The 14,359-nt window shown below is 71.0% G+C and carries 13 protein-coding genes; 4 read left to right on the forward strand and 9 right to left on the reverse strand.

Annotated features, from left to right (window positions below; all coding sequences use genetic code 11):
• Positions 1-292 precede the first annotated feature (292 nt).
• Positions 293-574, reverse strand: a complete 282-nt coding sequence (locus ACQUQD_RS12115; RefSeq protein ID WP_428952066.1) for an acylphosphatase — start codon at positions 572-574, stop codon at positions 293-295.
• Between the two features lie 134 nt (positions 575-708).
• On the opposite strand from ACQUQD_RS12115, the gene ACQUQD_RS12120 reads away from it, so the two are divergent.
• Both ACQUQD_RS12120 and ACQUQD_RS12125 read left to right on the forward strand, forming a co-directional pair.
• Positions 709-1,818 (forward strand): CAP domain-containing protein, encoded by a 1,110-nt coding sequence (locus tag ACQUQD_RS12120; RefSeq protein ID WP_428957531.1) that lies wholly within the window; start codon positions 709-711, stop codon positions 1,816-1,818.
• Between the two features lie 84 nt (positions 1,819-1,902).
• Positions 1,903-2,283, forward strand: a complete 381-nt coding sequence (locus ACQUQD_RS12125) for a winged helix-turn-helix transcriptional regulator (protein ID WP_428952067.1) — start codon at positions 1,903-1,905, stop codon at positions 2,281-2,283.
• Here the strand turns inward: ACQUQD_RS12125 and mutM are convergent.
• The 8 genes from mutM to recG all read right to left on the reverse strand — a co-directional run bounded on the left by mutM (position 2,256) and on the right by recG (position 9,684).
• Complete coding sequence (gene mutM / locus ACQUQD_RS12130) at positions 2,256-3,125, reverse strand: bifunctional DNA-formamidopyrimidine glycosylase/DNA-(apurinic or apyrimidinic site) lyase (protein ID WP_428952068.1); 870 nt, start codon at positions 3,123-3,125, stop codon at positions 2,256-2,258. The genes ACQUQD_RS12125 and mutM overlap by 28 nt on opposite strands.
• A 191-nt stretch (positions 3,126-3,316) precedes the next feature.
• Positions 3,317-4,105: a ribonuclease III gene (rnc, locus tag ACQUQD_RS12135; RefSeq protein ID WP_428952069.1), complete on the reverse strand. Its 789-nt coding sequence runs from the start codon at positions 4,103-4,105 to the stop codon at positions 3,317-3,319.
• A gap of 19 nt (positions 4,106-4,124) precedes the next feature.
• Positions 4,125-4,298: a 50S ribosomal protein L32 gene (gene rpmF, locus ACQUQD_RS12140; protein WP_030361955.1), complete on the reverse strand. Its 174-nt coding sequence runs from the start codon at positions 4,296-4,298 to the stop codon at positions 4,125-4,127.
• 2 nt (positions 4,299-4,300) lie between these two features.
• Positions 4,301-4,945 (reverse strand): YceD family protein, encoded by a 645-nt coding sequence (locus ACQUQD_RS12145; RefSeq protein WP_428957532.1) that lies wholly within the window; start codon positions 4,943-4,945, stop codon positions 4,301-4,303.
• 168 nt (positions 4,946-5,113) lie between these two features.
• Positions 5,114-6,178, reverse strand: a complete 1,065-nt coding sequence (locus ACQUQD_RS12150) for a cell division initiation protein (protein WP_428957533.1) — start codon at positions 6,176-6,178, stop codon at positions 5,114-5,116.
• Between the two features lie 91 nt (positions 6,179-6,269).
• Positions 6,270-6,749: a pantetheine-phosphate adenylyltransferase gene (gene coaD, locus ACQUQD_RS12155; protein ID WP_428952070.1), complete on the reverse strand. Its 480-nt coding sequence runs from the start codon at positions 6,747-6,749 to the stop codon at positions 6,270-6,272.
• A gap of 26 nt (positions 6,750-6,775) precedes the next feature.
• On the reverse strand, positions 6,776-7,372 hold the full coding sequence (rsmD, locus tag ACQUQD_RS12160) for a 16S rRNA (guanine(966)-N(2))-methyltransferase RsmD (protein WP_428952071.1): 597 nt from the start codon (positions 7,370-7,372) through the stop codon (positions 6,776-6,778).
• A 92-nt stretch (positions 7,373-7,464) separates the two neighbouring features.
• Entirely contained in the window at positions 7,465-9,684 is a 2,220-nt protein-coding gene (gene recG / locus ACQUQD_RS12165) for an ATP-dependent DNA helicase RecG (protein WP_428952072.1), read from the reverse strand.
• Between the two features lie 162 nt (positions 9,685-9,846).
• On the opposite strand from recG, the gene ACQUQD_RS12170 reads away from it, so the two are divergent.
• A complete protein-coding gene (locus ACQUQD_RS12170; protein WP_428952073.1) occupies positions 9,847-11,658 on the forward strand; it encodes an HSP90 family protein in 1,812 nt (603 codons plus the stop codon).
• Positions 11,655-14,348, forward strand: coding sequence for a tetratricopeptide repeat protein (locus ACQUQD_RS12175; protein ID WP_428952074.1), 2,694 nt, complete (start codon positions 11,655-11,657; stop codon positions 14,346-14,348). The genes ACQUQD_RS12170 and ACQUQD_RS12175 overlap by 4 nt, the downstream gene beginning before the upstream one ends.
• Positions 14,349-14,359: the final 11 nt, after the last annotated feature.

Here is a 14,359-nt window from a genome sequence, read left to right on the forward strand (position 1 = left end):
GCTGCCGTTCTTACATGCCAAACAGCTAAGGTGCGCGGGGATTCCAGAGTCTCACCAAAAAGTTTGACGGTCAACACGATCACGCCCCGTATTGGCGGGCAACCCGGGGGCTTCGCGCCGTGAATCGTCCGGCGCGGCCTGACCTTCGGGACCCTGGGGGCGTAGCGATCATCCGTACCCCGGAGCCTCCCACGAGCGCCCCGCCTTGGCAACCACCAGGGCGTTTCTGCCGGGAGCAGTTGCCCATGGCATCTCTTCCCGGGGTGCACCCGGCCCCGCCTGCGGCGACGGTTCAGCGAATGGCAAACCCGTCGTAACCGCCACGGGGCGTGTCCCAGATCTCAGTGACACCGTCGACGCGGCCGGGTGTGTCGTCGCCGTGGAGCCAGTCGAGCAGTTGCTGACATCCGGCGCGCGACCCCTCGGCGACGACCTGGACGCGGCCGTCGTCCAAATTGAGAGCAAAACCACTCAGGCCGCCGATCTCCATGGCCCGGGCACGGGTGAACCACCGAAAACCCACACGTTGGACGCGTCCTCGCACCCACGCGGTCAGCCGTACGTCTTCGTTCATGGGTGCACGCTAACCGGCCAATTGCACTCGGAGCACTTCGTCCCCTTGCGTCTTGGGGTACCGTCGCGGACCGATGAGCCTCACTCGTACGGGTGAGTCACATCGACGACCGCGAGGACGAGGAAGGCCAGGACATGGGACGCCACCGACGCTCCGCCGCCGGGCGCGCCGCCACGGGCCGCGCCGCGGATACCCCGGAGACCTACGCCGAGGACGTGCACGCCGAAGCATACGGCGAGACGTACGGCGCAGGTCAGGCGGGGTCGTACTACGGCGAGTACCCGTACGAGCACGCCGCCGGGCCCGCCGGGCACGCGCGCGCCCCCTTCGGGCACTCGCCGTACTCCCCGCACGACGACGAGACCGTGACCGGCCTGTACGGCTCCATATCCTCGGCCGGCGGGTCGGGACAGGAGCAGGGCGGTCGGTCGCACCGGCGCAAGAAGCGCGGCGGCGTCCCGGTCCGCACCGGTCTGCTCGGCGTCTCCGCCGCCGTCGCCCTGGGCGCGGTCGCGGTGGCGTCGGGGCTGATCCCGGGCGCCGACAACTACAAGCTCGGCGGCGACAACGGCGGGAACAAGGTGCAGGCCGCCGACTCCCCCACCGTCGAGGCGCAGGGCGGCACGGACGGCGCGGTCGAGGACCGCGCCCCGTCGTCCGCGAGCCGCGACACCGAGCGGGCCACGCCCTCGGTGTCGCCCTCGAAGTCCGCGTCGGCCAAGCCGTCCTCGGAGCCCTCGAAGACGCCGCAGGAGTCCCGCTCCAAGAGTTCCGGCAGCGGCACCACGACGAAGAGCGCGAGCCCTTCCACCCAGGCTCCCGAGAAGACGCAGGCGCCCGCCGAGAAGGCACCCGCCACCTCGTCGGAGAGCGCGGCCGCGGCTCAGGTGCTGACCCTCGTCAACCAGGAGCGGGCCAAGGTCGGCTGCTCCCCCGTGACCGCCGACAGCGGCCTCGCCGCTTTGGCGACCGCGTTCAGCGAGGACATGGCCGCGCGGAACTTCTTCGACCACACCGACCCGGACGGCGCGACGCCGTGGGACCGCGCCAAGAAGGCCGGCATCACGGACCTCGGCGGCGAGAACATCGCCCGCGGCCAGGCCAACGCCCAGTCCGTGATGGACGCCTGGATGAACAGTCCCGGCCACAAGGCGAACATCCTCAACTGCGACTACAAGACCCTGGGCGTGGGTGTGCACTTCGGGTCCGGCGGTCCTTGGTGGACGCAGGACTTCGGCTTCTGAGCCCTTTTTGAGCACCTATAGGTGGCGCTATCTTTTCGATAGCGCCACCTATTGGGTTGCGCTGCGCGAGAGTATGCTCGAAGGATGGACTCAATCGACCTCGCCTACGACGTGTTCTCCAAGGCGTGTCCGTCCCGCGGCACGCTGGAGCACGTCACCGGCCGCTGGGGCGCGCTCACCCTCGGGGCGCTGCACGAGGGCTCGCTCCGCTTCAACGAGCTGCGCCGTCGCGTCGACGGGGTGAGCGAGAAGATGCTGTCCCAGACACTGCACGCGCTGGAGCGCGACGGTCTGGTGCACCGTGAGGCCCAGCCGACGAATCCGCCGCGTGTGGACTACGAACTGACGCCGCTGGGCCGCGAGGTGGCCGACCGGCTGCTGAGCCTCATCCACTTCGTGGAGGGACGGATGGACGACGTCCTGGTGGCGCGCGAGCGTTACGACGAGACGCGCGGGACGCGCTGACACCGCGGGCAGTAGTAGCTGGACCGGTTCATCCAGGCCCGGCGGCGCATCGGCGTGGCACACCGCCGGCAGGGTTCACCCTCGCGTCCGTAGGCGTCGAGCGACCGGTCGAAGTAGCCCGACTCCCCGTTCACATTCACGTAGAGGGAGTCGAAGCTCGTGCCGCCCACCGCGAGCGCCGCGTTCATCACGTCCCTTACGTGGCCCAGGAGTTCGGCGGTGCGCGGGCGGGTCAGCGTGGCGGTGGGGCGCTCGTAGTGCAGCTTCGCCCGCCAGAGCGCCTCGTCCGCGTAGATGTTGCCGACACCGCTGATGAGCGACTGGTCGAGCAGGGCGCGCTTGATGGTGGTGCGCTTCCTGCGCAGCGCGTCGTGGAAGGCCGCGTCGTCGAAGAGCGGGTCCAGGGGGTCGCGGGCGATGTGCGCGATGACGTCGGGCAGACCGTCCGCACTGTTCTCGGCGGTCTCGTGCAACGACAGCCCGCCGAAGGTGCGCTGATCGACGAAGCGGAGTTCGGTGCCGAGGTCGTCGGCGAAGCGGACGCGGATGCGCAGGTGCTTCTCGTCCGGGGCCTCGTGCGGCTGGACCAGGAGCTGGCCGCTCATGCCGAGGTGCGCGAGCACCGACATGTGGGTCGTCTCCAGGGGCAGCCAGAGGTACTTGCCGCGCCGGCTCGGCTCCCCGATCCGCTGCCCCTTGAGGCGGTGCGCGAAGTCGTCGCCGCCCGCGATGTGGCGGCGTACGGCGCGCGGGTGCAGGACCTCCGCGTCGGCGACGGTGCGGTGCGCCACCCACCGGGCGAGGCCGCGCCGGACGACCTCTACTTCGGGCAGCTCTGGCACGGGGGTCCTCCGTAAGGGGGCGGATGCGATGGGGTCCGGGGAGCGTATCGCGCCGCGGCGGGGCGCGGGGAACTGCGCGACCAGCCCCCATGAAGCCGCACGTGGAGCACGACGCCCAGAGGCCGGCCGCCGAAAAAACGCCCGTCCCCACTGGCCGGAGCCAGTGGGGACGGGCGCAGGAAGCTGAGCGGTTACGCGCCAGGGGCGGTGTCGGCGGCCGCCCCTTCGGAGGCCGCGGCCGAAGCCGCCGCCTTGGCCCGCTCGTCCGCCGCGGCGCGAATCGCACGCCATGCGGACTCGGCGGCCTGCTGCTCCGCTTCCTTCTTGCTGCGGCCGGTGCCGGTGCCGTACGAGACGCCTCCGACGCGGGCGGCAGCAGTGAAGGTCTTCTCGTGGTCCGGGCCGGTCTCGGAGACCAGGTACTCGGGAACGCCGAGCCCCTCGGTCGCCGTGAGCTCCTGGAGACTGGTCTTCCAGTCCAGGCCGGCACCCAGATTCGAGGACTTCTCGATCAACGGGTCGAACAGCCGGTGGACGAGTTCGCCCGCCGCGTCCAGTCCCTGGTCCAGATACACCGCGCCGATCACCGCTTCGAGGGTGTCGGCGAGGATGGACGCCTTGTCCCGGCCGCCCGTGCCCTCTTCGCCCCGGCCGAGCCGGATGAAGGAGCCCAGGTCCAGCCCGCGGCTGACCTCCGCCAGTGCACGCGAATTGACCACCGCGGCCCGCAACTTGGCCAGCTGGCCTTCGGGCAGGTCGGGGTGGGTGCGGTAGAGCGTGTCGGTGACCACGAGGCCGAGCACGGAGTCACCGAGGAACTCCAGCCGCTCGTTCGTGGGCAGTCCGCCGTTCTCGTACGCGTACGAGCGATGCGTCAGCGCACGCACCAGAAGGGCGGACTCGAGCTTGTACCCGAGCCGCCCTTCCAGAAGCGTGTGGGACGAGGCTGTGGTGTCCGCCTTTTTCTTGGCGTCAGACATAGAGCCTCTCACCAGCCGCTCAGACCTCGAGGACCTGGCGCTTGTTGTAGGTGCCACAAGCGGGGCACGCGATGTGCTGCAGCTTGGGCTCCTGGCAACGCTCACACGAAACCAGGGTGGGGACCGCAGCCTTCCACTGCGACCGGCGGTGGCGCGTGTTGCTGCGCGACATCTTCCGCTTCGGAACAGCCACGGCTACTTCTCCTGCTTCTCGTCGACGCCCGCTTCCGCTTCGGCGCCGCTCATCTCGTCCTTCTCGCCGTCCTGGATGGATCCAGCGAGTCCCTGCAAAGCCGCCCAACGGATGTCGACGGCGTCGTGATGATGTCCCGGTTCGTCCGCGAGCCGCACTCCACACTCGGAGCACAGTCCCTCGCAGTCGTCCTGGCACACCGGCTGCATCGGCAGTGCGAGCACCACCGCATCACGCAGCACGGTCTCGAGGTCGAACAGACCGTCCTCGAGAAAGAGCCTGTCCTCGTCTTCCTCGGCGTCGTCGACCGGTTCCGTGCGGACACGGCCACGGTCGTCGGCGTCAGGGTACGAGAACATCTCCTGGAAGTCCGCTTCGACGTCGAGGCCGATCGGCTCCAGACACCTTACGCACTCCCCCTTCGCCGATGCACGGGCGGTGCCTGTGACAAGCACCCCTTCCATGACCGACTCCAGACGGAGGTCGAGCTCCACCGGGGCGCCTTCCGGCACCTCGATGACTCCCTGGATACCGAAGTCCCGGGGAGCGTCGATCGTGCGGGACAGCCGCTGCATGGCACCAGGACGCCGACCCAGCTCGTGCGTATCGAACACGAGTGGGTTGCGGTGGTCGAGGTGGGTACTCAGGGCTGGTCCTGCTTTCGATCTTCGAAACTCATGGGGTTGCCGCCGCGAGCCTTCCGGGCAGCTGGGGATCACACGTGTACGCGCGACCGAAGAACCAGGGTACTGGACCTTTCGCTCTCGGCCCAATCCGGTCCCGGCCACCCCAGGGGCGGCCCCGGCGATCAGGCGTCAGCGGCCCTGCTCGTACTGGCGCTCGTACTCCCGCACCTGATCCATGTTGATCATGCTCGTGTCGAAGAGGCTGGTCTCGTCGAGCGCGCCGGCCTGGGCCTGCTGGTCCTGCTGCGGCTGCTGGTACGCGTACGGGTCCTGCTGCTGATACGCGGCGTACGGATCCTGCTGTGCCTGCTGGTACGCGTACGGGTCCTGCTGCTGATACGCGGCGTACGGATCCTGCTGTGCCTGCTGGTACGCGTACGGATCCTGCTGCTGGGCGTACGCCTCGACCGGCTGCTGGGCCGGGATCTGCGGGGCGGCAGCGGGCTCCGGACGCGGGTCCGGGTCCTGGCCGCCGATCTCCGCCAGGCCCGCCAGGTAGTCGGCGTCGCTGGTGTGCGGCTGGGAAACGCCGTCGCCGTCCATCGACAACGCGCCCAGGTCGTCGCTGGCGATGCGCCCGTGCAGCTTCTGCCGGCCCTTGCCGACGGCGTCGAGGGTCTTGGCGAGGACCGCCTCGAAGGCGCCCAGCTTCGTGTCGACGTAGGCGTCGGCGTCGCGGCGGAGCGTCTCGGGGTCGTGGCTGCGCTCGGGGGCGTCCTCGTCCTCGTAGCCCTGCTCGTCCGTGCCGGGGCCGGTACCGAGGAGCTTCTCGCGGCCGCGGCCGACCGAGCCGAGGGTCTTGTTGAGGACGACCTCGAAGTTGGCCAGCTTGGAGTCGACGTACTCGTCGGCCTCCGCGCGGACCTCCTCGGCCTCCTGACGGGCCTCGGTGAGGATCCGCTCCGCCTCGTTCTGCGAGCGGCGGGCGATCTCGGTGTCGGAGATCAGGGAGCCGCGCTCGGCGTGCGCGGTCTCGATGATCCGCTCGGCTTCGGCGCGGGCCTGCTCGACCATCTGCTCGCGGCCGCCGATCAGCTCCTGGGCCTGGGCGAGGGAGCCGGGCAGCGCCTGGCGCACCTCTTCGAGCATCGCGAGCAGGTCGGCGCGGTTGACCACGCACGAGGCCGACATGGGCATGGATCGGGCACTGCCGACCGCGGCGACGATCTCGTCGAGCTTCTTCTGCACGTCCACCGTGTGCTCGCCACTCTCTCGTCTTGTCACCGGGGTGACACGGGGGTTGGAGACGGACGGGACGACTGTATGCCCAACTGGTGCGTGGGTGTCACTTCTTGGGCAGGCGCTCGGTCAGCGACCGGTGCACCAGTGGCGGGACCAGGTGCGACACGTCTCCGCCCCAGGCAGCGACCTCCTTGACGAGCGAGGAGGACAGGAAGCTGTAGGTGGGGTTGGTGGGGACGAAGAGGGTCTCCACGCCCGAGAGGCCGTTGTTCATCTGGGCCATCTGCAGCTCGTAGTCGAAGTCGCTGACGGCACGCAGGCCCTTCACGATGGCGGGAATGTCGCGCTGCTTGCAGAAGTCGACGAGGAGGCCGTGGAAGGACTCCACCTCCACGTTGCCGAACTCGGCGGTGACCTCGCGGATCAGCTCGATCCGCTCGTCGACGGTGAACAGGCCCTGCTTGGACTTGTTGATCATCACCGCGACGTGCACCACGTCGTACAGCTTGGAGGCTCGGGCGATGATGTCGAGGTGGCCGTTGGTGATGGGGTCGAACGACCCGGGACAGACTGCGCGGCGCACGGGAAGTCCCTCGCTCTCCGGTCCGGTCATCGTGCGTCGTCGCACGTGAGGGTGGTGTTCAAGGCGGCGCGACCGTACCAAAACGTGCCCTCGCCGTAACGACGGGACCTCAGTCCCTCGAACCCGTCGGGCCACTGGAATTCGCCGCCTCTTGTACTGCGTTCAACGGTGACGAGCGCTTCGTCCGCGAGCCAGCCCTGAGCGCTGAGTGTGAGCAGAATCTCGCGAAGATCGTCATCCGAGACGGCGTACGGAGGGTCGAGGAAGACCAGGTCATAGGGCGTTGCCGGGGGCGGACCGGTGACGACTTGTTCCGCTTTTCCGGTACGTGCCTCGGCTCCGGGAAGGCCGAGGGACTTGATGTTCTCGCGGACGGTGCGGGCCGCCCGGGCGTCCGCCTCGACGAGCAGGGCGTGCGCGGCGCCGCGGGACAGGGCCTCCAGGCCGACGGCTCCCGAGCCCGCGTACAAATCGGCGACGCGGGTGCCGTCGAGCGTGCCGTGCAGCGCCTGCCAGGTGGAGAAGAGGCCTTCGCGCGCGCGGTCGGAGGTGGGGCGGGTGCCGTTGCCCGGCGGCACGGCCAGGCGGCGTCCGCCGGCGCGCCCGGCGATCACGCGGGTCATCTCGGTCCTTGTCGGCTTGTCACTCGTCGGCTTTTCGGTGGCAGGCCCGTCCCGACCGATGGGGTCGGCGGGGTCTGCCCCCGATCAGTGTCTCAGCCCTTGTCGAGGTACTGCTCACGCTCCTCGTCCAGGAGTGCGTCGAGCGCCGTGCGCAGGCCGGGCAGGCGCTCCAGGTCGGGGTCGGCCGTGACCACCCGGGTCGCCTCCTCGCGCGCCTCGGCGATGATCTCCTCGTCCTCGATGACGGCGAGCATCCGCAGGGAGGAACGCACTCCGGACTGGGCCTGTCCGAGGACGTCGCCCTCGCGGCGCTGCTCCAGGTCGATACGGGACAGCTCGAAGCCGTCGAGCGTGGAGGCGACGGCGCCCAGGCGGGCGCGGGCGGGGCTGGCCTCGGGCATCTCGGTGACCAGAAGGCACAGGCCGGCCGCCGAGCCACGGCCGACGCGGCCGCGCAGCTGGTGGAGCTGCGAGACGCCGAAGCGGTCGGCGTCCATGATCACCATCGCTGTCGCGTTCGGCACGTTCACCCCGACCTCGATGACGGTCGTCGCCACCAGGACGTCCGTCTCGCCGGCGGCGAAGCGGCGCATCACGGCGTCCTTGTCGTCGGGCTGCATCCGGCCGTGCAGCACCTCGACCTTGAGGCCCTGGAGGGGGCCGTGCGCCAGCTCGTCGGCCACGTCGAGCACGGCGAGCGGCGGCCGCTTCTCCGCCTCGTCCTCGGCGGACTGCTTCTTGGCCGCGCTCTTGCCGCCCTTCTTGGGCTTCTCGTCCTCGTCGTCGCCGATCCGGGGGCAGACGACGTACGCCTGATGCCCCTTGCCCACTTCTTCCCGGACGCGCTCCCACGCGCGGGACAGGAAGTGCGGCTTGTCGGCGGCGGGCACCACATGGCTGGCGATCGGCGAGCGGCCGGCCGGAAGCTGGTCGAGAACGGAGGTCTCCAGGTCGCCGAAGACCGTCATGGCGACTGTGCGCGGGATCGGCGTCGCGGTCATGACCAGGAGGTGCGGGGGCTGCTTGCCCTTGGAGCGCAGCGCGTCGCGCTGCTCCACGCCGAACCGGTGCTGCTCGTCCACGACGACCAGTCCCAGGTCGTGGAACTGCACCTTGTCCTCGATCAACGCGTGCGTGCCGATGACGATGCCGGCCTCGCCGGTGACCAGGTCGAGCAGGGCCTGACGGCGCGCTGCGGTGCCCATGGAACCGGTGAGCAGCACGACCTTGGTGGAGTGCTCCGAACCGCCGAGCATGCCGCCCTCGGCCAGCTCGCCCATCATCTCGGTGATCGAGCGGTGGTGCTGCTGTGCGAGGACCTCGGTGGGGGCGAGCATCGCGGCCTGACCGCCCGCGTCGACGACGGCGAGCATGGCGCGCAGCGCCACCATCGTCTTTCCGGAGCCGACCTCGCCCTGGAGCAGCCGGTGCATCGGGTGCTCGGTGGCCAGGTCGTCGAAGATCTCCTTGGAGACCTTCTGCTGGCCGTCGGTGAGCGTGAACGGCAGCTTCGCGTCGAAGGCGGTGAGGAGTCCGTCCGGCTTCGGCACGCGCGCGACGGCGGTGAGCTGGGTGTCCGCGAACCGGCGCCTGGCGAGGGCGACTTGGAGAACGAACGCCTCGTCCCACTTGAGGCGGGCGCGTGCGTCGGCGATGTCGGCCTTGGTCTGCGGCCGGTGGATCTTGAGCAGCGCCTCGGTGAGCGGGACCAGGCCGCGGCTCTCCCGCAGTGCCTCGGGCAGCGGATCGACGGCTTCCTGGGCGCTGGGGAGCACCAGGTCGACGGCCTTGGCGATCTTCCAGGACTCCAGCTTGGCGGTGGCCGGATAGAGCGGCAGGAGCGCTCCCGCCCAGGAGCCGACGGCCTCGGCCGCGTCCTGCGAGGAGTCGGCGTTCAGCAACTGGTACGCGGGGTGCGCCAGCTGCATCTTCCGGTTGAAGACCCCGACCTTCCCCGCGAACATCGCGCGCGTGCCCGGCAGCAGGTCCTTGTGCGGCTTGTGGATGCCCCGGCCGAAGAAGACGAGCTGGAGCTGTCCGCTGCCGTCGGTGATGGTGACTTCCAGGCGCTGTCCGCTCCCGCCGTTGAACCTCAGGACGCGGGCGGTCGCGACCTGGGCGACGACCGTGACGTGCTCGTCGAGCGGCAGCTCCGCGAGCGCGGTGAGCTCACCGCGCTCCGCGTATCTGCGCGGGTAGTGGTGGAGCAGGTCACCGACGGTGTGCAGGCCTAGGTGCTCGGCCATCACCTTCGCGGTGGGAGGACCGAGCACCTTCTTCAGTGGTTCTTCGAGCACGGGCACGAGATCCATTGCACACCACACCACTGACAATCCCGCGAACATCCCTGAAAACCGCTGGTCACAAGGGACTCTCCGGCCCTAGGATGACCGGCTCCGGCCCTTGATCGCGGTCACCTCTCGTGGGACCGCCCGACCCGCGCCGTCGCCCGTCCCCCCACCGGCGCAGCGACGATGGACTCACAGACACCGCACACATTCCAGGTCGACCTGCGCGGTCTCGTCGACCTCCTCTCCCATCACCTTTACTCCAGCCCGAAGGTCTATCTGCGCGAGCTGCTGCAGAACGCGGTGGACGCCGTCACGGCCCGCCGTGCCGAGCAGCCCGACTCCCCTGCCACGGTGCGCCTGTTCGCCGAGGGCGGGTCGCTGCGCGTCGAGGACTCGGGCATCGGTCTGACCGAGGCCGACGTGCACAGCCTGCTCGCGACGATCGGCCGCAGCTCCAAGCGCGGCGACGGCCTGGAGTCGGCCCGTGCCGACTTCCTGGGGCAGTTCGGCATCGGCCTGCTCGCCTGCTTCGTCGTGGCCGAGCGGATCCGTGTGGTCAGCCGCAGCGCGCGCACGCCCGACGCGCCGCCGGTCGAGTGGACGGCCCGCGACGACGGCTCGTACTCGGTCCGTACGCTCCCGGACGCGGCCCGCGCGGAGCCCGGCACGACCGTGCACCTGGAGGCCCGGGCGGGCGCCGCCGACTGGCTGACCGAGGAGCGGGTCCTGTCCCTGGCGCGGGACTTCGGCTCGATGCTGCCGTACGACGTGCGGGTCGGGGACGCGGCGGTCACGGACCTGCCGGCCGCCTGGAGCCGTACGTATCCCAGCCCGGCCGCCCGCCGGGTGGCCCTGGCCCGCCACTGTCACGAGCTGTTCGGCTTCACGCCGTTGGACTCGATCGACCTGGAGGTGCCGCTCGCGGGGATCCGGGGAGTCGCCCACGTGCTGCCGCAGGCGGTCAGCCCGGCACAGCGCGCGGGGCACCGGGTCCACCTCAAGGGCATGCTGCTCACCGACCGGGCCGAGCAACTGCTGCCCGACTGGGCCTTCTTCGTGCGCTGCGTGATCGACACGGACAGCCTGCGTCCCACGGCGTCGCGCGAGTCGCTCTACGAGGACGAGACCCTGGCCGCCGTCCGGGAGGCCCTGGGCGAGCGCATCCGGGAGTGGCTGACGTCGCTGGCGGCCGGTGATCCCGAGCGCCTCGCGGCCTTCTTGTCCGTGCACCACTTGGGGGTCAAGTCCCTTGCGCGGCACGACAAGGAGATGCTGCGCACGATGCTTCCGTGGCTGCCGTTCGAGACGACGGACGGGCAGCTCTCCCTGGAGGAGTTCGCCCAGCGACACCCGGTCGTGCACTTCACCCGGACCGTGGAGGAGTACCGGCAGGTCGCGCCGATCGCCTCCGCGCAGGGCATCGGGGTCGTCAACGGCGGTTACACGTATGACGCCGATCTGGTCGAGGCGCTGCCGTCGGTGCGCCCGGGCACGGCCGTGTCGGAACTGGACGCGGACACGGTGACCGCGCACCTGGATGCCGTCGACCCGGCCGAGGAGCTGGCCCTGTCGGCCTTCCTGGCGTCCGCGCGGGCCAGGCTCGACCCGTTGGGCTGTGACGTCGCCCTGCGCGCCTTCCATCCCCTCACCGTGCCGGCACTGCATCTGGACGACCGGGCGGCCCGGCACGAGCAGGCACGCGCGGACGCCGAGGCCCAGGCAGACGACCTGTGGGCGGGCATCCTCGGCTCGCTGCGCGGCAGCGCCCCCCGCGCGCGGCTCGTGCTCAACCACCTCAACCCGTTGATCCGCAGGGTGAGTTCACTGTCCGACCCGGAGCTGATCGGCACGGCCGCCGAGGCTCTGTACGGGCAGGCGCTCCTGATGGCGCAGCGCCCGCTGCGCCCCGCCGACTCCGCGCTCCTGAACCGCTCGTTCATCGGCCTCCTGGAGTGGGCCACCCATCCCGGCACCGGAAAGGACGACATCCGATGAACGCGAGCACGGACCTGGACGCGCTGCGCCGGGCGATGGCGGAGAACGCGGCGCAGCCCGAGGGCCCGGCCCGCGGCGCCCGCGCGGAGCAGCTGCTCGCCGAGGCCGAGAAGCTCGGCGTCCCGCTCGCCGTGATCGAGGCGCTCGGCCATCAGCTGCAGATGTACAACTACAGCTCCGAGAAAGACAAGATGTTCGTCCCCTTCGCGCGTCTGCTGCGCATGTGGGACGAGCGCCCCGAGGACTTCGACGCCTACGAGACGCACTCGCTGCACTGGGTCTTCAAGTGGATGTCCGGCGGCATGCTGCATCAGCCGCACATTCCGCTCGCCTCCATAGAGAAGTGGCTCGGCGAGATGGAGCACCGCTACAGGGTGGCGGGTCACTCCGAGCGGGCCGTCCGTATGAGCGAGTTCTACGTCGCGGACCACATAGGCGACGAGGAGCGGGCCACGCGCGCGTACGACGCTTGGCTGGCGGCCGACCGCGACGACATGGCCGACTGCCATGCCTGCGAGCTGAACGGGCAGGGCGAGCGGCAGTCGGCCCTGCACCGGGACGAGCGGGCGCTGGAGCTGTGGGGGCCGGTGCTGGAGGGCGAGTTCACGTGCGCCCACGAGCCGCACGCCACGCTCCCCGCCTCGCTGCTTCCCCTGCTGAGGCTGGGGCGCGTCGAGGAGGCCCGCGCGAACCACCTGCGCGGCTACCGTCTCGTCCGGCCCATGGAGTCGATGCGGGGCGCCTTCGCGTCGCACGTGGAGTTCTGCGCCCTGACCGGGAACGAGGCGCGGGCGCTCGAACTGCTCGCGGAGCGGCCGGCCTACTTCACGGACAGCGGTAATCCGCAGGGCCTGATGGACTTCCTCGCCGTGACCGCCCTGGTGATGGACCGGCTGGTCGCGCTGGGTCTGGGCGAGCAGAGTGTTCCCGGGCCGGCGGGCCGCGCCTGGACGGCCTCCGAACTCGCCGTCCACGCGCGCGCGGAGGCACTGACCATCGCGGCCCGCTTCGACGAGCGCAACGGCACCGCGCGCGTGGGCACGCGGGTCCGGGAGCGGATGGACCAGCAGCCCCTGCTGGAGCGCCTGCCACTGGGCGTACGGGTCGTACGGACGGCGCCTTCGAAGCCCGTCGCCGCGCCCCCGGCGGAAGCGACCGTGGACGCGGCGGCCCTGGTGGCCGAGGCGCGACGGCTGTCGGAGGCCGAAGGAGGCCCCGCCGCGGCCCGCGCCTGGCAGGCGGCCGCGCGGGCCGCCGAGTCGGAGGGCCTGGAGCTGACCGACCACGACCATGCGGAGATCGCCGACTACAGGGCGATGGAAGCCGAGGAGGCGCCCGAACTGTTCGCGCGGGCGGCCGAGTTGTACGAGGCGGCCGGCGCGCCGGACGAGGCGAGGGCGGCACGCGCGCGTGGCGCCTACGCGCTCTCGGTCGCGGGACGGAGCGCTGAAGCCGTCGCCGCGATCCAGGAGCCGTACGAGCAGGTGCGCGGCGCCCTGAAGGATCTGGACGCCACGACGGCCCGTCCGGCCGCGGCCGTCCTGGCGTGCCGCGCGCGCATCCTGCTGCAGGCCCACTCCGGGGACGCCGAGGTCGCTGCGGCCGAGGGGTGCGTCCACCAACTGCTCGCCCTCACGGAACCGTTCCCCGACGTACCCCGGCTCGCCTCTCAGGCGGCGTCGGCACGGTCGATGCTCGGGGACATCGCGGTGCACCGCGGCGACCCGGAGACGGCCGCGGCGCTGTACGAGGAGTCCGCGGCCGCACACGTGGCGGCGGGGCGCCCCTGGCTGGCGGTGGACTGCGAAGTGCGCCTCGCGGGGCTCGCGCGGGAGCGGGACGACGCGGCGGGCGCCGAGCGGGCGCTCCGGGCGGCGCTGGAGCACGGAGCGGGGCACCTGGACCCGTCGAGCGCGGCGCAGCTGCATCTGCGGCTCGCCGACGTGCTGGCCGCCACCGAGCAGTTCGGGCTCGCGTCCGCGCACGCTCTGGAGGCCACGCACTGGGCCGACGAGGCGGACGGGGACGCCGGGTTCGGCGCCTGGGCGCGCTTCCAGCTGGGCGGCCACCTGCTGCGCGAGGAGCGCATGGCAGAGGCGGCCGAGGTGCTGGAGTCGGCGCTGCTCGACCTGACCGCCGAGGACCACGGCGACGGGGCGATCGTGCAGGCCCAGTGGTGGCTCGGCGACTGCGCCCGCGCGCTCGGCGAGCACCTGCAGTCCGCCGAGGCCTGGCTGAAGGCGGCGGAGATCGCCCAGCACTGGCCCGAGCAGCGCGACCACGCGATGCTGGCGAACCTGGCGGCGGACGCCCTCGACCGGGCCGGCCGCCCCGAAGAGGCGGATCGTGCTTACACACGCGCGGGTGAGCTGTGGCGTTCCCTCGGGCACGTGTACGCGGTGGTGCGGTGCCTGCGCGCGCGTGCCTGGCTGGACTCCGCGTCGGCGGACGACGAACGGGAGTTGATGACGGCGTCGATCCGCGCCTGCGAGGAGGCGCTGTCCTCGGACGACGTCGACCGGGATGCACTGCTGTCCGAGCTCGGCCATACGCACCGGCAGTTCGCGCAGCTCTTGGACCGGCGCGACGACGCGGAACGCGCGGTCCAACTGGAGCGCGCCGCCGCCGCGTTCGATGAGGCGGGCGACACGGAGCGGCGGGACGAGGCCCGCGCGGCGCTCGCCGAGTAGGCCGGCGGGCG

This window comes from Streptomyces sp. cg35 (assembly GCF_050410835.1).
In the GTDB taxonomy this organism is placed as follows: Bacteria; Actinomycetota; Actinomycetes; order Streptomycetales; family Streptomycetaceae; genus Streptomyces.